The organism is Streptomyces sp. A2-16 (genome assembly GCF_018128905.1).
In the GTDB taxonomy this organism is placed as follows: Bacteria; Actinomycetota; Actinomycetes; order Streptomycetales; family Streptomycetaceae; genus Streptomyces.
Window position 1 is genome coordinate 3,747,037 of the sequence record NZ_CP063808.1, and the last position, 18,846, is coordinate 3,765,882.

Genomic DNA, 18,846 nt, shown 5'->3' on the forward strand with positions numbered 1-18,846 from the left:
GTGAAGCGTAGTCCGGGGGCGAGGTGTGGGGGAGTCCCCGGTCAGGCCCCGGCGAGCCGGGACTGTGCCTCGCGCCAGCGCGCGGTGTCGCCCTGCGGCTCGTACCGCGTGAGCGGCTGGGTCCGGGTGAGCAGCTCACGCCCGCCCGCGAGGTCGCCCACGAGACCGTGGGCCCGCGCCTGGACCAGCACGTTCCCGAGCGCGGCCGCCTCGGTCGGCCCCGCCACCACCGGCAGCCCACAGGCGTCGGCGGTCAGCTGGCACAGCAGGGCGTTGCGCGTACCGCCCCCGACGACGTGCACGACGTCGACCGGGTGGTCGGCCAGCCGCTGCGCCTCCTCGACGGCCCTGCGGTGGGCCAGCGCCAGCGAGTCGAGGATGCAGCGCGTGACCTCGGCGGGGGAGCGGGGCACCGGCTGCCCCGAGGCACGGCACGCCTCGGCGATCCGCTCCGGCATCCGCCCCGGCGCGAGGAAGGCCGCGTCCCCCGCGTCCACCACCGACCGCAGCGCCGGCACCTTGGCCGCGTCGAGGAGCAGCTCGCCCAGGTCCGGGTCGCCCCAGGCCCGCACGCACTCCTGGAGCAGCCACAGCCCCATGATGTTGCGCAGATACCGGACCGTGCCGTCGAGCCCCAGCTCGTTGGTGAAGTTGGCGGCCCGGCTCTCCTCGGTCAGCACCGGCGCGTCCAGTTCGAGGCCGGCCAGGGACCAGGTGCCGGTGCAGATGTAGGCGAACCGCTCACCGGAGGCGGGCACGGCGGCCACCGCGGAGGCCGTGTCGTGCGAACCGACGGCCGTCACCGGGACGGGCCCGACCAGACCCGTCTCCTCCAGCACCTCGGGACGCAACAGGCCCGCGGGGTCGCCGGGTTGCCGCAGCGGGGCGAACAACTCCAGGTCGATACCGAGCCGTTGCGCGATGCCGTACGACCATCCGCGCGTCCGGGGATCGATCAGCTGGGTCGTCGACGCGTTGGTCAGCTCGGTGCCCTGCTCACCGGTGAGCCAGTAGGTGAGCAGATCGGGGATGAGCAACAGCCGCTCGGCGCCGGAGAGCTGATCGGCGACGAGCTGGTACAGGGTGTTGAAGGGCGCGTACTGGAGCCCGGTCGCCGCGTACAGCTCGGGTGCGGGCACGGTCGCCCACACCTTCTCCGCGACGCCCTCGGTGCGGGAGTCCCGGTAGTGCACGGGGTTGCCGAGCAGCGCCCCGTCGGCGTCCAGCAGCCCGTAGTCCACGGCCCAGCTGTCGATGCCGACGGAGTCGACCTGCCCGGCGGCGCGCAGGCCGTCCAGGACACCGCCGTAGAGCGAGAGGATGTCCCAGCGCAGCCCTTCCGGGACCCGCACGGGCCGGTTCACGAACCGGTGGGCCTCGGTCAGCTCCAGGCTGTCGGAGCCGACGCGGCCGACCATGACACGTCCGCTGGACGCGCCGAGGTCGACCGCGGCGTACGACTTCACGGACCCGCTCATCGCAGGAACGCGGCCGCGACGCCGGCGTCGACGGGGACGTGCAGACCGGTGGTGTGGGTCAACTCCCCACCGGTCAGCGCGAAGACGGCGTTGGCCACGTGCTCGGGGAGCACCTCGCGCTTGAGGATGGTCCGCTGGGCGTAGAACTCGCCGAGCTTCGCCTCCTCCACGCCGTACACGGCCGCGCGCTGTGCGCCCCAGCCACCGGCGAAGATGCCGGAGCCGCGCACCACGCCGTCCGGGTTGACGCCGTTGACGCGGATGCCGTGCTCGCCCAGCTCGGCGGCCAGCAGCCGCACCTGGTGGGCCTGGTCGGCCTTGGTGGCGGAGTAGGCGATGTTGTTGGGACCGGCGAACACGGCGTTCTTGGAGGCGATGTAGACGACGTCGCCGCCCAGCTTCTGCGCGATCATCACCCGGGCCGCCTCCCGCGACACCAGGAAGGAACCGCGCGCCATGATGTCGTGCTGGAGGTCCCAGTCCTTGACGGAGGTCTCCAGGAGCGGCTTGGAGATGGAGATGCCGGCGTTGTTGACGACGAGGTCCACCCCGCCGAAGGCCAGCAGCGCGGCCTTGAAGGCTCCGGCGATCTGCTCCTCGTCCGTCACGTCCACGGTCACGGCGACGGCCTTGTCGCTGCCGCCGAGCTCCTCGGCGACCGCGGCCGCGTTCTCGCCGTTGAGGTCGGCGACGACGACGCACGCGCCCTCGGCGACCAGCCGCTGCGCGATGGCCTTGCCGATCCCGCTGCCTGCGCCCGTCACCAGCGCCACGCGGGTCGCGAGCGGCTTGGGCTTCGGCATCCGCTGGAGCTTGGCCTCCTCCAGGGCCCAGTACTCGATGCGGAACTTCTCGGACTCCTCGATCGGCGCGTACGACGAGACCGCCTCGGCGCCCCGCATCACGTTGATCGCGTTGACGTAGAACTCGCCGGCGACCCGGGCGGTCTGCTTGTCCTTGCCGAAGGAGAACATGCCGACACCCGGAATCAGCACGATCGCCGGGTCGGCGCCCCGCATGGCGGGGGAGTCGGGCAGCGCGTGCCGCTGGTAGTAGGCGGCGTACTCCTCGCGGTAGGCGGCGTGCAGTTCGTCCAGCCGCGCGACGGCCTGCTCCAGCGGAGCGGTCGGCGGCAGGTCCAGGACGAGCGGCCGCACCTTGGTCCGCAGGAAGTGGTCGGGGCAGGAGGTCCCGAGCGCGGCGAGCCGCGGGTGCTCGGCACGGGCCAGGAAGTCCAGCACCGGCTCGGCGTCGTTGAAGTGCCCGACCTGCGGCTTGTCTTGGGACGCGAGGGCGCGGACATACGGTGCGAGGGCGGCGGCCCGCTCCTTCCGCTCGGCCTCGCCGAGCGCGCCGTAGCCCTCGATGACGGACCCGAAGGGCTCGGCCCTGCCGTGCTCCGCCAGGAACTGCTCGGCGGTCCGGATGATGTGCAGCGAGTTCTTCTCGCACTCCTCGGCCGTGTCACCCCAGGCGGTGATCCCGTGCCCGCCGAGCACGACACCGATCGCCTGCGGATTGGCCGCCTTGATCGCGGCGATGTCCAGCCCCAACTGGAACCCGGGCCGGCGCCACGGCACCCACGCGACGGTGTCGCCGAAGCACTCGGCAGTCAGCTTCTCCCCGTCGGCGGCGCAGGCGAGCGCGATCCCCGAGTCCGGGTGCAGATGGTCGACATGAGCGGCCTCGACGAGCCCGTGCATGGCGGTGTCGATGGACGGGGCCGCCCCGCCCTTCCCGTGCAGGCAGTAGTCGAAGGCGGCGACCATCTCGTCCTCGCGCTCGACACCCGGGTACACGTCGACGAGCGCCCGCATCCGGTCCAGCCGCAGCACGGCCAGCCCCGCCTCGGTCAGCGTCCCGAGATCCCCTCCGGACCCCTTGACCCACATCAGCTCGACGTCACCGCCGGTGACGGGATCGGTGTCGGTGCCCTTGGCGGACGCGTTGCCGCCGGCGTAGTTGGTGTTACGGGGATCGGAGCCGAGCCGGTGAGACCGGGCGAGGAGAGCGGCGGCTTCGGGGTGGAGTGCCATGAACTTCCAGTCCTTACTGAAAAGAGGGTGAGATTGTTTCCCTGGGGGCGCGGGGAACTGCGCGACCAGCCACATGCGGCCCGCACCCCGCAGACGACAGAACCAGGCAGACGCTTACGCCCCCCACCCGGCCTGTTCCCCACCAACCCGCGATGCCACGATCTTCTCGGCCCACCCGGACCGCTTGTACGCGGCGATGGGGTTCGCGTCGAGTCCCATCTCCTCCCGCACCTCGGCGAGCAGCGGCCGTACATCCGTGTTGTACGCGTCCATCAGCACCGCGTTCGCCTCCAGCACGTCACCGTCGCGCTGAGCCACGGCCAGAGCGTCCCGGTCGACCAGCAGTGCCTTCGCCGTTGCTTCCTGCACGTTCATCACCGACCGGATGATCGCCGGAATCTTCGCCTCGATGTTGTGGCACTGGTCGAGCATGAACGCCACCTCGGACGAGAACCCACCCCCACGGACCACCTCGTACATGATCCGGAACAGCTGGAAGGGGTCGGCCGCCCCCACCATCAGGTCGTCGTCGGCGTAGAAGCGCGAGTTGAAGTCGAACCCGCCGAGCTTCCCCTCCCGCAGCAGCGTGGTGACGATGAACTCGATGTTGGTGCCGGGAGCGTGGTGCCCGGTGTCGACGACGACCTGCGCCTTGGGCCCGAGCTTCAGACAGTGCGCGTACGCCGTCCCCCAGTCCGGCACGTCCGTCGAGTAGAACGCCGGCTCGAAGAACTTGTACTCAAGGAGCATCCGCTGCCCGTCGCCCAGCCGGTCGTACACCTCGGCGAGACCTTCCGCCAGCCGGTCCTGCCGGCCCCGCAGATCGTCCTGGCCGGGATAGTTCGTGCCGTCGGCGAACCACAGCTTGAGGTCCGTGGATCCGGTGGCGTCCATGATGTCGACGCACTCCAGCAGGTGGTCCAGAGCCTTGCGCCGCACGGTGGCGTCCGGGTGGCAGATGCTGCCCAGCTTGTAGTCGTCGTCCTGGAAGGTGTTGGAGTTGATGGCGCCCAGCTTCACGCCCCGCTCCTCGGCGAACTTCGCCAGCGCGGCGTAGTCCTCGACCTTGTCCCACGGGATGTGCAGCGCGACGGTCGGCGCGACCCCGGTGAACGCGTGGACCTGCGCAGCGTCCTCCAGTTTCTCCTGCGGGGTACGCGGTACGCCCTGCTGGGCGAACACCTTGAAGCGGGTTCCCGAGTTCCCGTACGCCCACGACGGCGTCTCGACGGCCTGGGTCTTGAGAGCGGCCTTCACCGCGGCGAGCTCGGTCACTTGAGGGCTCCTGTGACGTCGGGTCTTGAGGGCTTCAGAACAGCTTCACTGTGAAACGATTCAAGACGGGAAAGTATGGCGACCTCGCAGGGGTGTCAACCCCTGCGACCAAGGCTGTTGCTCGTGACCCGGCTGTGACCTGAGTTCATCGAAACTTTTTCGACACGAACCCATTGACGTGACATGCGCTCCATGCCTAACGTCCCGGCAACCAAGTTGAAACCTTTCACGACGCCGTGAGGGCCGTCCCGCCGGCGTCGTCGAGGAGCCCCCAATGACCCACCCGTCCACCACGGGTCCGGCCCCGGTTCTCGCGCTCAAGGACATCTCGAAGTCCTTCGGCGCGGTTCGCGCCCTGCGGGACGTCTCCCTGGAGCTGTTTCCCGGGGAGGTGCACGCCCTCGCCGGCGAGAACGGCGCGGGCAAGTCGACCCTCATCAAGACCCTCGCGGGAGTGCACCGGCCGGACACCGGCCAGGTGCTGCTCGACGGCGAGCCGGTCGTCTTCCACGGTCCCGGTGACGCCCGCGACGCCGGTATCGCCGTGATCTACCAGGAGCCCACGCTCTTCCCCGACCTGTCGATCGCCGAGAACATCTTCATGGGCCGCCGGCCCCGGCGCGCCCTCGGCCGGATCGACCACAAGGCCACGCACGCCGCGACCCTGGCCCTGATGCAGCGCCTCGGGGTCGAGCTCGACCCCGACCGGCCCGCGCGCGGCCTGTCCATCGCCGACCAGCAGATCGTCGAGATCGCCAAGGCGCTGTCCTTCGAGGCCCGCGTCCTGATCATGGACGAGCCGACCGCGGCCCTGACCGGCAGCGAGGTGGCCCGCCTCTTCGGCGTCGTCAGGACGCTGCGCGAACAGGGCGCCGCGGTGCTGTTCATCTCGCACCGCCTGGAGGAGATCTTCCAGATCTGCCGGACGGTCACCACCCTGCGCGACGGCGCCTGGATCGCCAGCGAGCCGATCGAGGGCATGACCGAGGACGACCTGGTCCGCCGTATGGTCGGCCGCGATCTCGACGAGCTCTACCCCAAGCAGGACGTACGCCCCGGCGAGATCGCGCTCACGGTGAGCCGGCTGACCCGGGAAGGTGTCTTCACCGACGTCTCCTTCGAGGTCAGGCGCGGGGAGATCGTCGGCCTCGCGGGACTCGTGGGAGCGGGCCGCACCGAGGTCGCGCGGGCCGTGTTCGGCATCGACCGCTGGGACGCGGGCGAGGTCTCCGTGGGCGGCAAGGCGCTGGTCAACGGTGCCCCTTCCACCGCGATGGCCGCGGGTCTCGCCCTGGTCCCCGAGGACCGGCGCGCCCAGGGCCTCGTGATGGACATGTCCATCGAGCGCAACATCGGCCTCACGGGCCTGCGCACGACCGTCAAGGCGGGCCTGATGGACCGCGGCGCCGAACGCAGCCGCTCCCTCGACTGGGCCGTCAAGCTCCAGGTGAAGTACGCCCGGATCGCCGACACCGTCAACACGCTGTCGGGCGGCAACCAGCAGAAGGTCGTCCTCGCCAAGTGGCTGGCCACCGGCCCCAAGGTGCTCATCGTCGACGAGCCGACCCGCGGCATCGACGTCGGCACCAAGGCCGAGGTGCACCGGCTGCTGAGCGAACTGGCCGCCGACGGGGTGGCCATCCTGATGATCTCCTCCGACCTGCCCGAGATCCTCGGCATGGCCGACCGCGTGCTCGTGATGCACGAGGGCCGCCTGACCGCCGAGATCCCGCGCTCCGACGCCACCGAGGAAACCGTGATGGCCGCAGCCACCGGGAGGGCCGCCGCATGACGGTCACCACCCCTCAGCAGGCCCCTCCCGCCGAGGTGCCCAAGTCCAGCGGCACCCGCCTGGTCGACCGCGTCTTCAAGATGCGCGAGCTCGCCATCCTGGTCGTCTTCCTGGTGATGATCGTCGTCACCCAGATCGGGAACAGCGACTTCCTCACCGAGCAGGGCATTAAGGACCTGCTGCTGAACGCCACGATCCTGGTGCTGGTCGCCACCGGCCAGTCGCTGGTGGTCATCACGAGGAACGTCGACCTCTCGGTCGGCTCCACCCTCGGCATCAGCGCCTTCGCCGCCGGCACCTACCTCCACGGCGGCGGGAACCCCGTCGTGGCGATCGTCCTCGCGGTCCTGCTCGGCATCGGCTTCGGCCTGCTCAACGGCCTCCTCGTCAGCCTCGGCCAGGTCCCCGCGCTGGTGGTCACCCTCGGCACGCTGTACATCATCCGGGGCATCGACTCCATCTGGGTCGGCTCCCGGCAGATCACGGCGTCCGACCTCCCGGACAGCTTCGTGAACTTCGGCTCCGGCGGCATCTCCGCGGTGCCGTGGCTGGCCATGATCGCGCTGGCGGTCCTCGTCGCCACCGCCTACTACCTCAAGCACTTCGGCAGCGGGCGCGAGCTGTACGCGCTCGGCTCCAACCCCGAGGCCGCACGCCTCGCCGGCATCCCGGTGCGCAAGCGGATCCTGGCCGCCTACACCTTCTGCGGCGGCCTCGCAGGACTCGCCGGCGCGATGTACCTGGCCCGGTTCGGCAACGTCGACTCCGGCACGGGCACCGGCTACGAACTGACCGTCGTCAGCGCGGTCGTGGTCGGCGGTGTCGTCTTCACCGGCGGCTCCGGCAGCGTCTACGGCGCCGCGCTCGGCGCCCTGCTGCTGACCTCGATCAACAGCGTGCTGCCCGCCCTCGGCGTCAGCTCGGTATGGGTGCTCGCCATCAACGGCATCCTGCTCATCCTCGCCATCGCGGTCGACCGGGTCGTCGCGCTGCGCGTGGCCTCCGCCCTGAAGAAGAGGAACGCCCGCCATGCCTGAGTCCCTCAGCCGCGCGATCCGGTGGGACACGGTCGTCGGTGCTCTCCTGATCGTCGTCCTGCTGCTGTCCTTCGGCACGGTCGACGGCTTCGGCAACGCGCTGAACCTGTCGTTCCTGATCGGCAACACCCTGCCGATCGCGCTGATCGCCCTGCCCATGACCCTGCTCGTGGTCTCCGGCGAGATCGACCTGTCCGTCGCCTCCACCGCCGGTCTGTCCGGCGCGGTGATGGGCGCCCTGTGGAATCAGGGCCTGACGATCGAGATGATCATCCCGATCTGCCTGGTGCTCGGCGTGGTGTGCGGGCTGATCAACGGCCTGCTCGTCACCCGGCTCGGCCTGCCCTCCCTCGCCGTCACCATCGGCACCCTCGCCGCCTACCGGGGCATCGCGCAGATCGTGCTCGGCTCCGACGCGGTGACCGACTTCCCGACGCAGTACCTGGACTTCGCGGCCGGGCGGATCGGGGACACGTTCCTGCCGCAGGCCTTCCTTCCCTTCCTCGTCCTGTTCGCGATCGCCGTGGTCGTCCTGCACGCCACGCCGTTCGGTCGGTCCACGTTCGCGACCGGCGCCAGCGAGGAGGCCGCCCGGTTCGCCGGTATCCGGGTCAAGCGGCAGAAGCTGATCCTGTTCACGGTGACGGGCCTGATGGCCTCGCTCACCGGCATCTTCTGGGCGCTGCACTACGCCAGCGCCCGGTACGACAACGCCACGGGGCTCGAACTCTCCGTCATCGCGGCGGTGCTGCTCGGCGGCATCGACTTCGACGGCGGCAAGGGCACGCTCGGCGGCGCCGTCGCAGGAGTGTTCCTGCTCGGCACGCTGCAGAACGTGATGAGCCTCCAGGACGTCTCGGCGCAGTCGCAGATCGTCGTCACCGGCGTCCTTCTCGTCCTCTCCGTGCTCGCCCCGCGGGTCGCACGGCAGATCTCGGTTGCGAGGGCCGGCCGCCGAGCCGCCTCGACACCGGCGTCCAAGGCGCCCACACCGGCCTCCTAGGCCCGGACGCCCGAGGAAACCTCGTATCCGCTCACCCTCCTAAGGAAGATCCGTCATGCGTAAGTCTTCGCTCCGCCGTTCCTGCGCGGCCCTCGCCGCCGGCACCTCCCTCGCTCTCGCCCTGACCGCCTGCGGCGGCACCACCAAGAAGGACGTGCAGGACGAGGGCGCCTCGGCGGCCTCCACCGCCAAGGCCGACCCGAACGCGGCCACCAAGAAGGGCCTGACCGTCGGGTTCCTGCCCAAGCAGGTCAACAACCCGTACTTCACCTCCGCGGACAAGGGCGGCGAGAAGGCGCTGACCGAACTGGGCAGCAAGTACAAGGAGGTCGGTCCCTCCAGCGCCACCGACACCGCCGGGCAGGTCTCCTACGTCAACACGCTCACCCAGCAGCAGGTGAACGCGATGGCCGTGTCCGCGCAGGACCCGGGCGCCCTGTGCACCGCCCTCAAGCAGGCCATGAGCAACGACATCAAGGTCGTCACCTACGACTCCGACACCAAGCCGGACTGCCGCAACGCCTTCGTCTCGCAGGCCTCCGCCGAGGACCTCGGCCGCACCGAGGTGCAGCTGCTCGCCGAGCAGATCGGCTACAAGGGCGAGATCGCGATCCTGTCTGCCGCCCAGACGGCGACGAACCAGAACACCTGGATCGACTTCATGAAGGACGAGCTGAAGCAGGACAAGTACAAGAACATCAAGCTCGTCAAGGTCGCGTACGGCAACGACGACGCCCAGCAGTCCTTCCAGCAGACCCAGGGCCTGCTCCAGCAGTACCCGAACCTGAAGGGGATCATCTCCCCGACCACGGTCGGCATCAAGGCCGCCGCCCAGTACCTCTCCGGCTCCAAGTACAAGGGCAAGGTCAAGCTGACCGGCCTCGGCACCCCCAACGACATGCGCAAGTACGTCAAGAACGGCACCGTCGGGGCCTTCGAGCTGTGGGACCCGGCCAAGCTCGGCGCGCTGGCCGCCCAGACCGCGGTCGCCCTGGTGTCCGGCCAGATCACCGGCAAGGAGGGCGAGACCTTCAAGGCCGGCGGCACGACGTACACCATCGGCAAGGACGGCGTGATCAACCTCGGCAAGCCGACCGTGTTCGACGCCAAGAACATCGACCAGTTCAACTTCTGATCTCCCCCTGAAGGAGCGGTACTTCATGCAGCGCGTCTGTTTCCTCCTGAAGGTCCGTGAGGACCGGATCGCCGAGTACCGCGAACGTCACGCCGCCGTGTGGCCGGAGATGCTCGAAGCACTCTCGGCCACCGGCTGGCACAACTACTCGCTCTTCCTGCGCGACGACGGACTGCTCGTCGGCTACCTGGAGACCGAGGACTTCGAGGCCGCCAAGGCAGGTATGGAAGCCACCGAGGTCAACGCACGCTGGCAGGCCGAGATGGGCGAGTTCTTCGAGTCCCTCGACGGAGCCCGCCCCGACGAGGCCATGAAACCGCTCACCGAGGTGTTCCACCTCGCCTGACCCCTCCCCGCAAGGCCCCCTCAGGACCGCAGGAGCCGCTCCATGAGAAGACGCACGCTGCTCGCAGGTGCCATCGTGTCCGCCATGTCCACCTCCGCGCTCACCGGCGGCACCGCCCGCGCCGCCGACCCCGGGCCGTCCGTCACCCGAACCGGGACCACCACCCTCGACAGCCAGGCCGTGTTCTTCGTCTCCTACGACGGTCTCGTCAACAACAACTCGTTCCAGAAGAACGGCCTGCTGACCTACAAGGGCTACCAGTACGCCGTCTGGTACACCGCCGACAAGAACGCCGTGGTCGGCCGCCGCGTCCTCGGCGGGAGCACCTGGTCCACCGTCCAGGTCGGCCACACCCTGAAGACGAGCGACTCCCACAACGTCATCTCCATGGGCGTCTCCAAGGCGGACGGCCGCCTCCACCTCAACATGGACTCGCACAGCGACGGCTTCACCTACGTCAAGTCGGTCGCGGGGCTCATGGACAACCCGGCGGGCCTGAGCTGGACCGCGGCCCGCTTCGGCGCCCCTCAGTCCACCCTGGACGGCCTCGCCCTCACGTCGCAGTTCACCTACCCGCAGTTCGTCCCCACCCCCGACGGCAAGCTCCAGCTGAGCTACCGGGCCGGGATATCGGGCAACGGCCGCAACGCCCTCGCCGAGTACGACGGCTCGACGTGGACCAACCTCGGCGAGTGGTCCAGCTCCACCGGCACCTACACCAGCGAGCACGGCTCCTCGACGGCCCGCAACATGTACCTGCACGGCATCGACTACGACAAGAACGGCCGGCTGCACTCCTTCTTCACCTGGCGCGAGCAGAACGGCGCCGTGATGTGCAACGGCGGCGGCATCACCAACCACGACACCGGCTACGTCTACTCCGACGACCGCGGCCGCACCTGGCGCAACAACGCCGGCACCGTCGTCGGCACCACGGGCGGCTCCGACAAGGTCGCCGTCACCGACAGCGGCCTGGTGATCGACGCGCTGAACCCGGACCACTCCCTGATGAACCAGGAGAGCCAGTTCACGGACTCCACGGGGCTGCCGCACGCGATCATCAGCTACGTCCCCGGCCGCTTCGGCCAGTGCACCACGAACTACGTCTCGGACCGCACCGCGAACGGCCGCGCCTTCCACGTCCGCAAGAACTCCTCGGGCACCTGGCAGAAGACCGAGATCCCGGTCGTGCTCGGCTCCAGCCAGCGCACCAAGCTGCTCCTGGACAAGTACGACAACGCCTACGCGGTCTTCCCGTTCGGCCGGATCGCCGGCGCCTCCAAGGCGTCCGGGTACACCGACTGGAAGATCCTCTTCGACGGCAGCGGTCTCAACGCCTTCGGTGAGGTCGTGATCGACGAGATGCGGATCGCCCAGGACAACGTGCTGTCGTTCATGTACCAGGAGAAGTCGAGCGGTACGACCCCCTCGGCGCTCCACGTCGTCGACTTCGCATTGCCTGCCTGATCGTGACCGGTGCGGGGGCGGCTCGACGATAATGTGAAGGTCGTCCCGCCGCCCCTCGTCTCCCCTGGAGGTCCCTGCCCGATGGCCCAGTCGGTGGGTATCAAGGACGTCGCCCGTGCCGCCGGAGTCTCCGTCGGCACGGTCTCGAACGTCATCAATCGTCCGGACTCCGTCGCCACCGAGACCCGGGCGCGCGTCCTGTCCGCGATAGACCGGCTCGGCTATGTCCGCAGCGAGTCCGCGCGCCAGCTGCGCGCGGGCCGCAGCCGGATCATGGGCCTGCTCGTGCTCGACATGGGCAACCCCTTCTTCGTCGACGTCGCCCGCGGCGCCGAGCGGGCCGCCCGTGAGGACGGCCTCGGCGTCATGGTCTGCAACAGCGCCCAGAGCGCGAGCGAGGAGGCGGAGTACCTGTCCCTCTTCGCCGAGCAGCGAGTGCGGGGCGTCCTGCTCACCCCGACCGACGCCTCCGGCCGCAGCATCGACGCCTTCCGCCGCCACGGCATCCCCTTCGTCCTGGTCGACCGGGTCGCCGAGGGCACCACCGAGTGCTCGGTCTCCGTCGACGACGTCGCGGGCGGTGCGCTCGCGGTGCGCCACCTCGTGGACGCGGGGCACCGCTCCATCGCCTACGTCAGCGGCCCGCCCGGCCTCAATCAGGTCCGCGACCGCCGCACCGGGGCCCTCAACGCGCTGGCCGAGGCGGGCCTGGGCCCCGAGAACCTGCGCGAGCTGCCCACCGAACGGCTCGACGTGGCCGCGGGCCGGGACGCGGGCGCCCGTCTCCTCGGCCTCGCCGACCGCCCGACCGCCGTGTTCTGCGCCAACGACCTGCTCGCCCTGGGTGTCCTGCAGGCCATGTACGCGGCGGGGATCACGGTCCCCGACGACCTCGCCATCGTCGGCTACGACGACATCGAGTTCGCCGCCGCCGCGGCCGTCCCGCTCACCTCGGTCCGCCAGCCGGCCGTCACCATGGGCGCGCTGGCCGCCGAGCTGCTCCTGGAGGAGACGGAGGCGGAGACCACCGGCAAGCGGCACGAGCACCGGCGTGTGGTGCTCCAGCCCGAACTGGTCGTGCGGCGCTCCAGCCTGGCCGCCCGCTGACCCGGGAGTCAGTAAGATTTCATGATCGAAGGGGTCGGACGACGGACGAACATGTGCTGAACTGGGACGCGCCCTGAAGAATCCGTCCGTCCCGGGAGCCCTGTTGACCGCGACCTACCGCCAGCCCGGCCTCGTCCTCACCGACCGCCGGTTCAGCGTCCCCCTCGACCACGACGACCCGGCCGGGGAGACGATCGAGCTCTACGCCCGTGAGGCCGTCGCGAGCGACAAGGCGGGCCAGAACCTGCCGTGGCTGGTCTACCTCCAGGGCGGTCCCGGCTTCGGGGCGAACCGTTTCGTCGGCAAGGGAGCCTGGTTCGGCCGGGCCCTGAAGGAGTACCGCGTCCTCCTGCTCGACCAGCGCGGCACAGGCCACTCCACGCCGGCCAACCGCCAGACGCTCCCCCTGCGCGGCGGCCCCGCCGAGCAGGCCGACTACCTGGCCCGCTTCCGCGCCGACTCCATCGTCCGCGACTGCGAGGCGATCCGCGCCCAGGTCACCGGCGGCGCCCCCTGGACCGTCCTCGGCCAGAGCTTCGGCGGCTTCTGCGCGACGACCTATCTGTCGCTGGCCCCCGAGGGCCTCGCCGCCGCCGTCATCACCGGCGGCCTGCCCTCCCTCGACGCCCACGCCGACGACGTCTACCGGGCCGCCTACCCGCGCGTGGAACGCAAGGTCACCGCGCACTACGCCCGCTATCCGCAGGACGTCGAGCGGGCCCGCCGTATCGCCGACCACCTCCTCACCCACGACGTGACCCTGCCGAACGGCTACCGGCTGACAGTCGAGGCCTTCCAGTCGATCGGCATCATCCTGGGCGGCAGCGAGGGCAGTCACCGGCTGCACTACCTCCTCGAGCACGCCTTCGTCCGCACCCCGCACGGCCCGGAGCTCTCCGACGCGTTCCAGGAGGAGATCCAGGGCCTCCTCTCGTTCGCGCCCCACCCTCTGTACGCCCTCGTCCACGAGGCCGCCTACGGCCAGGACGAGCGGCCCACCGCCTGGTCGGCCGAACGGGTGCGCGCCGAGTTCCCGCAGTTCGACGCCGCCAAGTCCCTCGCAGGCGACGAGCCGCTGCTGTTCACCGGCGAGACGATCCACCCCTGGCTGTTCGACTGCGACCCGGCCCTGCGCCCGCTGCGCGAGACCGCCGAACTCCTCGCCGCCCGCACCGACTGGCAGCCCCTGTACGACCCGGCCCGGCTCGCCGTCAACGAGGTCCCGGTCGCCGCCGCCGTCTACCACGACGACATGTACGTCGACACGGCCCACTCGCTCGAGACCGCCCGCGCGATCCGCGGTCTGCGCACCTGGGTGACGGACGAGTTCGAGCACGACGGCGTCCGCGCGGGCGGCCCCCGCGTACTGGACCGGCTGCTCGCCCTGGCCCGCGACGAGGCCTGAGGCCCGGGCCCTCGGGCGGTCCGTGGGCGACGACATGCCTCGCCCTTGATTCCGGCATAAAGTGCTTTTCGGTCATGGTCGATGCCGGAGTCGAGAGGACGTCACCGATGAGCACACCGTCACCCCACGGACGGTCCCGGATCGCCGCCCTCGCCGTGGTGCTCGCCGCCGCGAGCACGCTCGCGCTGGTCGCGTGCGACGACGACTCCGGCGGGTCCTCGAACTCCTCGGCGACGCCCACCGCCCCGGACACGGCCTCCTTCTCCGGCAACGCGGCCTCCGCGCTGGCCTCCCTCGAGGCCTCGGTACGGGCAAAGGCATCCGAACGGGCGGCGTCCGCCTCGGCGGCCGCCTCCTCCTTCGAGGCATCCGTGTCCGCGGAGACGGAACGCGCCAACAAGGCCGCGCGGACCGAGCTGGCCAAGGTCGAAGGACAGGGCAACGCGATGTCCGAGGTCGCCATGTCCGGCAAACCGCGCTCCACGACCGGCGGCCTGCTCGCCGTCGTCGTCACCATCATCAACAAGACCGACAGGACGGCCTCGTACGCCGTCCAGGTCGACTTCCTCGACTCCTCGGGCAAGGTGGTGGAGACCCGGTACGTCGGCGCGCAGGACCTCGGCCCGGGGGAGAAGGCGCAGCCCGTCGCCGTCAGCCGCAAGCCCGCGGAGCCGGTGCTGACGCCCAAGCTCGCGAAGGCGCAACGGTACTGACCTTCGCCGTGCATGATGTGATCGTCTCGCTTTCACGGACGACACGGGGGTGGCGTGAACGGAACGGAGTTGTCCGCGGAGTGCTTCCGGGCGCACCGTGCGCGGCTGAGAGCGGTGGCCTATCGCATGCTCGGTTCGCTGGACGACGCGGACGAAGCGGTCCAGGAGACCTGGCTCCGGCTGAGCGACAGCGACAGCGGCAGCGGCAGCGGGGGCAGCGGCGGGAGCGGGGCCTCCGATGCGGGCGCCCCACTCGTCACGGTCGTCGGCGCGGTCTGTCTCGACCGGCTGCGCTCGCGCGCCGCGCGCCGTGCGGAGGCCTTCGTCCCGGACCCGGTCATCGCGCCCCTGTCCCCGACCGACCCGGAACAGGAGGCCCTGTACGCCGACGCGGCCGGCCTCGCGCTGATGGCCGCGCTGGAGGACCTGACGCCCGCGCAGCGTCTCGCGCTGGTCCTGCACGACATGTTCGCCGTCCCCTTCGACGACATCGCCTCGATCCTGGAGCGCTCTCCGGGCGCGGCGAGACAGCTCGCCGGTCGTGCCAGGCGGCGGGTGCGGGGCACCGTCCCCGCCTCGGAACCCGACCCGGGCAGGCAGCGCGAGGTGCTCGAGGCGTTCCTGGCCGCCGCGAGGGCGGGGGACGTCGAGACCCTCCTCGCGGTGCTCCACCCCGATGTCGTCCTGCGCGCCGACTCGGGGGCGGCCTCCTCCAGGGTGGTCCGCGGTGCGCGGGAAGTGGCCGCACAGGTCCTGCGGTTCCGGCGGTTCACGGAGTACGCGCGCCTCGCCCTCGTCAACGGCGAGATCGGAGTGGTGAACGTCCCCGAGGGCCGCCCGCTCTCGGTCGCGGGTGTGACCGTCGCCGATGGCACGATCGTCGGCCTGAACGTCCTCGCCGACCCCGACCGCCTCGCCCGACTCCGGCTGCCGGGCACCGCCCGCTGACTCGGGCGGCCACGGCGCGGACCGGGGTGAGCCGGTGTCGGTTCGGCCCGTGCGGCGGCCCGTTAGGCTGGTCGCGATGCAAGAACAAATGATCGACCTGCGCGGCGACTGCGCACGCTGCTTCGGCCTGTGCTGTGTGGCCCTGCCCTTCGCCGCCTCCGCGGACTTCGCCCGCGACAAGCCGGCCGGCACACCCTGCCCCAACCTCCAGGGCGACCACCGCTGCGGCATCCACGCGAAGCTGCGGGACAAGGGCTTCAGCGGATGCACGGTCTACGACTGCTTCGGTGCCGGGCAGAAGGTCTCGCAGCTCACCTTCGGCGGCCGGGACTGGCGCACCGGCCCCCGCGAGGACGCCCGCCTGATGTTCGACGTCTTCCCGGTGGTACGCCAGCTCCACGAACTGCTCTGGTACCTCACCGAGGCACTCACCCTGCCCGCGGCCCGCCCGGTCCACGCCGATCTGCGCCGCATGCTGGAGCGGACCGAGGCGCTCACCCGGGGGACCGCCGAGGAACTCACGGTGCTGGACGTCGCCGCCCACCGGCAGGACGTCAACGTCCTCCTGCTGAGGACCAGCGAGCTGGTCCGGGCGGGCAGGGGCGGCAAGAAGAAGAACCGCCGCGGCGCCGATCTGATGGGCGCCCGCCTCAAGGGCGCGGACCTGCGCGGAGCCAGTCTCCGCGGCGCCTACCTCATCGCGGCCGACCTCACCGGCGCAGACCTGCGCGACGCGGATCTGATCGGCGCCGACCTGCGCGACGCCGACCTCACGGACGCCGATCTGACCGGCGCGTTCTTCCTCACCCAGCCCCAGCTGAACGCGGCCCGGGGCAGCGCCGGCACCCGGCTGCCGGACTCAGTCACCCGTCCGGCGCACTGGACAGCGCTGCTCTGAGGGCGCGGCCTCGCCGGAATCCTCCACGGGCCCGGCGGCGGGGCCATCGTCCTGCCGCCGCTCCAGGTGCAGCCGCAGTCCGTCCGGCATCAGGGTCAGCCGCTCGGTGACCGTGAGCCGGTAGCCCGGGTCGGCCCGCAGCTCGTAGCGGCGCAGCAGCAGACCGAGTACCAGCGTCGCCTCGTGCAGCGCGAACTGGCGCCCGATGCAGGCCCGGGCTCCGGTGCCGAACGGTTTGAAGACATGCGGGGGACGCGCCCGTACCGCCTTGGGGTCGAAGCGATCCGGGTCGAACTGCTCCGCGTCCGCGCCCCACACCTCGGGATCGCGCTGGAGCATCGGCGTGAGCACCAGCGTCCAGGCGCCGCGGCGCATCGGGTACCGCCCGGCCAGCACGGTGTCCTCGACGGCCTCCCGGGCGAAGGCGGGCGCCGTCGGCCACAGCCGCAGCGACTCGTCCAGCACCCGGCGTACGTACCGCAGCTTCGCCACCTGGTCGTACCCCGGTGCGTCGGTGGCCCCCCAGACGCGGTCCACCTCGGCACGCGCGCGGGCGGCGACCTCGGGGTGCAGGGAGAGGTAGTGCAGGGCGAAGGAGAGCGCGCCCGAGGTGGTCTCGTGGCCGGCCACCAGGAAGGTGATGACCTGCCTGCGGACGTTCTCCGGGGACAGCCGCTCGCCGGTGTCCGGGTGGGCCGTCTCCAGCATCCGGTCCAGCAGGTCGCCGTCCCCACCCGCCGTGCGCCGGGCCCTGACCAGGTCGTCGACCATGCGGTTCAGATAGGCGATGTCGGCCGCGTTGCGCTGTGCGGCCCGCCGCAGCAGAGCCGGGAAGGGCACGGAGTTCAGGCGCTGCGCGTAGGTCAGGGTGCCCACCATCGCCGTGACGAAGGGATGCGGCCGGTCCCGCTCGAAGGAACCGAAGTCATGGCCGAACCCGGTACGCGCGATGGTCTCCAGGGTCAGCTTGGTCATGTCCCCGGGCACGTCCACCGAGCGGCCCGCCGCCTGCTCGCGGTCCCAGTGGTCCGTCAGCCGTCCGGCCACGGCCAGCATCATCGGGTGGTAGGTCTCCATCGCCTCGCGGCTGAAGCCGGGGGCCAGCACGTCGTGCGCCAGCTGCCAGTTCGGCTCGTGGTTGTAGGCGGTGAACAGCCCGTCGCCCGCGACCGGCCGCAGGTTGGCGACCCCGAGGCCCACATGCTTGGCGAACCGTGACTCGTCCGCAAGGTCCGCCACCAGGTCGGCGCCCCAGGTGAAGACGAACTCCCTGTCGAACGCCTTGCGCCGGTAGATCGGTCCCAACTGGCGGGCGAAGCGCAGGGAGTCCTGGAGCGGCGTGGCCCGGTTGACGCCCAGCACGTCGCCGAGCAGGGGGATCCGGCGCGGCGGGTGCGGGATGCGGTGCAGCTCGGGCCAGCCCAGCTCGGCACTGCGGAAACCCGTCGGCTTCGCGGCCGTTGTCGTCGTCTGCGCCATGACGAGATCTCCCTTGATCCAGCGGCGGTTCAGCGCGTTGTACGTGGGTTCAATAACGCGCCTCAGTCTGATCCGGTTGTTGAACCGGCGTCAAGTAAAGTGCGGGCATGGCCGGGAAGCAGGGCGAGCGCACGCGCCGCAGGCTCAGCACCGAGGAGCGGCGGGAGCAGCTCCTGTCGGTGGGGGCGAGGCTGTTCTCGGAGAGCCCGTACGACGAGGTGTGGATCGAGCAGGTCGCCGAGATCGCCGGCGTCTCGCGCGGGCTGCTCTACCACTACTTCCCGACGAAGCGGGAGTTCTTCGCGGCGGTCGTCGAGCGCGAGAGCGGGCGGATGCTGGCCATGACCGCGGCCGTGCCCGGCATCCCGGTGCGCGAGCAGCTCACCGCGGGCCTGGACACCTATCTGGAGTACGTCCGGGCGCACGCGCACGGCTACCGCGCCTTCCATCGTGCCGACGCCGCCGGGGACCAGTCCGTCCGCAAGGTCTACCAGCGGGCGCTGGTCGCGCAGGAGCGGCAGATCCTCGCGGCGCTGGCCGCGGATCCCGAGTTCGGCGCACAGGTGAGGGAGCGTGCCGACCTCCAGCTGGCCGTGCGCGGCTGGCTGGCCTTCACCACGGCCGTCTGTCTGGAGTGGCTGAGGGGCTCGGACCTCTCCCGGGAGCAGGTGCGCGATCTGTGCGCGCGGGCCCTGCTCGGCGTTCTCGGGCCCTGACCGGAATCCGC

16 protein-coding genes are annotated in these 18,846 nt (G+C 70.7%); 12 read left to right on the plus strand and 4 right to left on the minus strand.

Annotation, left to right across the window (positions count from 1 at the left end):
• Positions 1 to 41: 41 nt before the first annotated feature.
• The 3 genes from IOD14_RS16850 to rhaI all read right to left on the minus strand — a co-directional run bounded on the left by IOD14_RS16850 (position 42) and on the right by rhaI (position 4,789).
• Complete coding sequence (locus IOD14_RS16850; RefSeq protein ID WP_123993650.1) at positions 42 to 1,478, minus strand: rhamnulokinase family protein; 1,437 nt, start codon at positions 1,476 to 1,478, stop codon at positions 42 to 44.
• Entirely contained in the window at positions 1,475 to 3,514 is a 2,040-nt protein-coding gene (locus IOD14_RS16855) for a bifunctional aldolase/short-chain dehydrogenase (protein WP_212670662.1), read from the minus strand. Before IOD14_RS16855 ends, IOD14_RS16850 begins: the two co-directional genes overlap by 4 nt.
• A gap of 114 nt (positions 3,515 to 3,628) precedes the next feature.
• Positions 3,629 to 4,789, minus strand: a complete 1,161-nt coding sequence (rhaI, locus tag IOD14_RS16860) for an L-rhamnose isomerase (protein ID WP_123993648.1) — start codon at positions 4,787 to 4,789, stop codon at positions 3,629 to 3,631.
• 274 nt (positions 4,790 to 5,063) lie between these two features.
• On the opposite strand from rhaI, the gene IOD14_RS16865 reads away from it, so the two are divergent.
• The 11 genes from IOD14_RS16865 to IOD14_RS16915 all read left to right on the plus strand — a co-directional run bounded on the left by IOD14_RS16865 (position 5,064) and on the right by IOD14_RS16915 (position 16,640).
• A complete protein-coding gene (locus IOD14_RS16865) occupies positions 5,064 to 6,581 on the plus strand; it encodes a sugar ABC transporter ATP-binding protein (protein ID WP_123993647.1) in 1,518 nt (505 codons plus the stop codon).
• Positions 6,578 to 7,618, plus strand: a complete 1,041-nt coding sequence (locus IOD14_RS16870) for an ABC transporter permease (RefSeq protein WP_123993646.1) — start codon at positions 6,578 to 6,580, stop codon at positions 7,616 to 7,618. Before IOD14_RS16865 ends, IOD14_RS16870 begins: the two co-directional genes overlap by 4 nt.
• Positions 7,611 to 8,621, plus strand: coding sequence for an ABC transporter permease (locus IOD14_RS16875; RefSeq protein ID WP_123993645.1), 1,011 nt, complete (start codon positions 7,611 to 7,613; stop codon positions 8,619 to 8,621). The genes IOD14_RS16870 and IOD14_RS16875 overlap by 8 nt, the downstream gene beginning before the upstream one ends.
• Positions 8,622 to 8,676: 55 nt before the next feature.
• On the plus strand, positions 8,677 to 9,756 hold the full coding sequence (rhaS, locus tag IOD14_RS16880) for a rhamnose ABC transporter substrate-binding protein (protein ID WP_212670663.1): 1,080 nt from the start codon (positions 8,677 to 8,679) through the stop codon (positions 9,754 to 9,756).
• Positions 9,757 to 9,781: 25 nt separating this feature from the next.
• Positions 9,782 to 10,102, plus strand: coding sequence for an L-rhamnose mutarotase (locus IOD14_RS16885; RefSeq protein WP_007386537.1), 321 nt, complete (start codon positions 9,782 to 9,784; stop codon positions 10,100 to 10,102).
• A gap of 42 nt (positions 10,103 to 10,144) precedes the next feature.
• Positions 10,145 to 11,569, plus strand: coding sequence for a BNR repeat-containing protein (locus IOD14_RS16890; RefSeq protein ID WP_123993643.1), 1,425 nt, complete (start codon positions 10,145 to 10,147; stop codon positions 11,567 to 11,569).
• 81 nt (positions 11,570 to 11,650) lie between these two features.
• A complete protein-coding gene (locus tag IOD14_RS16895; RefSeq protein WP_123993642.1) occupies positions 11,651 to 12,676 on the plus strand; it encodes a LacI family DNA-binding transcriptional regulator in 1,026 nt (341 codons plus the stop codon).
• A 103-nt stretch (positions 12,677 to 12,779) separates the two neighbouring features.
• Positions 12,780 to 14,081: an alpha/beta fold hydrolase gene (locus IOD14_RS16900; protein WP_212670664.1), complete on the plus strand. Its 1,302-nt coding sequence runs from the start codon at positions 12,780 to 12,782 to the stop codon at positions 14,079 to 14,081.
• Between the two features lie 107 nt (positions 14,082 to 14,188).
• Positions 14,189 to 14,794 carry an FxLYD domain-containing protein gene (locus tag IOD14_RS16905; RefSeq protein ID WP_212670665.1) on the plus strand — a complete coding sequence of 202 codons (606 nt, stop codon included), beginning with the start codon at positions 14,189 to 14,191 and terminating at the stop codon, positions 14,792 to 14,794.
• A 54-nt stretch (positions 14,795 to 14,848) separates the two neighbouring features.
• Complete coding sequence (locus IOD14_RS16910; protein ID WP_212670666.1) at positions 14,849 to 15,742, plus strand: sigma factor-like helix-turn-helix DNA-binding protein; 894 nt, start codon at positions 14,849 to 14,851, stop codon at positions 15,740 to 15,742.
• Between the two features lie 76 nt (positions 15,743 to 15,818).
• Positions 15,819 to 16,640 carry a pentapeptide repeat-containing protein gene (locus tag IOD14_RS16915; RefSeq protein WP_212670667.1) on the plus strand — a complete coding sequence of 274 codons (822 nt, stop codon included), beginning with the start codon at positions 15,819 to 15,821 and terminating at the stop codon, positions 16,638 to 16,640.
• Here the strand turns inward: IOD14_RS16915 and IOD14_RS16920 are convergent.
• Positions 16,602 to 18,119 carry a cytochrome P450 gene (locus IOD14_RS16920; protein ID WP_212670668.1) on the minus strand — a complete coding sequence of 506 codons (1,518 nt, stop codon included), beginning with the start codon at positions 18,117 to 18,119 and terminating at the stop codon, positions 16,602 to 16,604. The genes IOD14_RS16915 and IOD14_RS16920 overlap by 39 nt on opposite strands.
• Before the next feature lie 107 nt (positions 18,120 to 18,226).
• Here IOD14_RS16920 and IOD14_RS16925 point away from each other — a divergent pair, with 107 nt between their 5' ends.
• Positions 18,227 to 18,835, plus strand: a complete 609-nt coding sequence (locus tag IOD14_RS16925; protein ID WP_212670669.1) for a TetR/AcrR family transcriptional regulator — start codon at positions 18,227 to 18,229, stop codon at positions 18,833 to 18,835.
• The last annotated feature ends 11 nt before the right edge of the window (positions 18,836 to 18,846 follow it).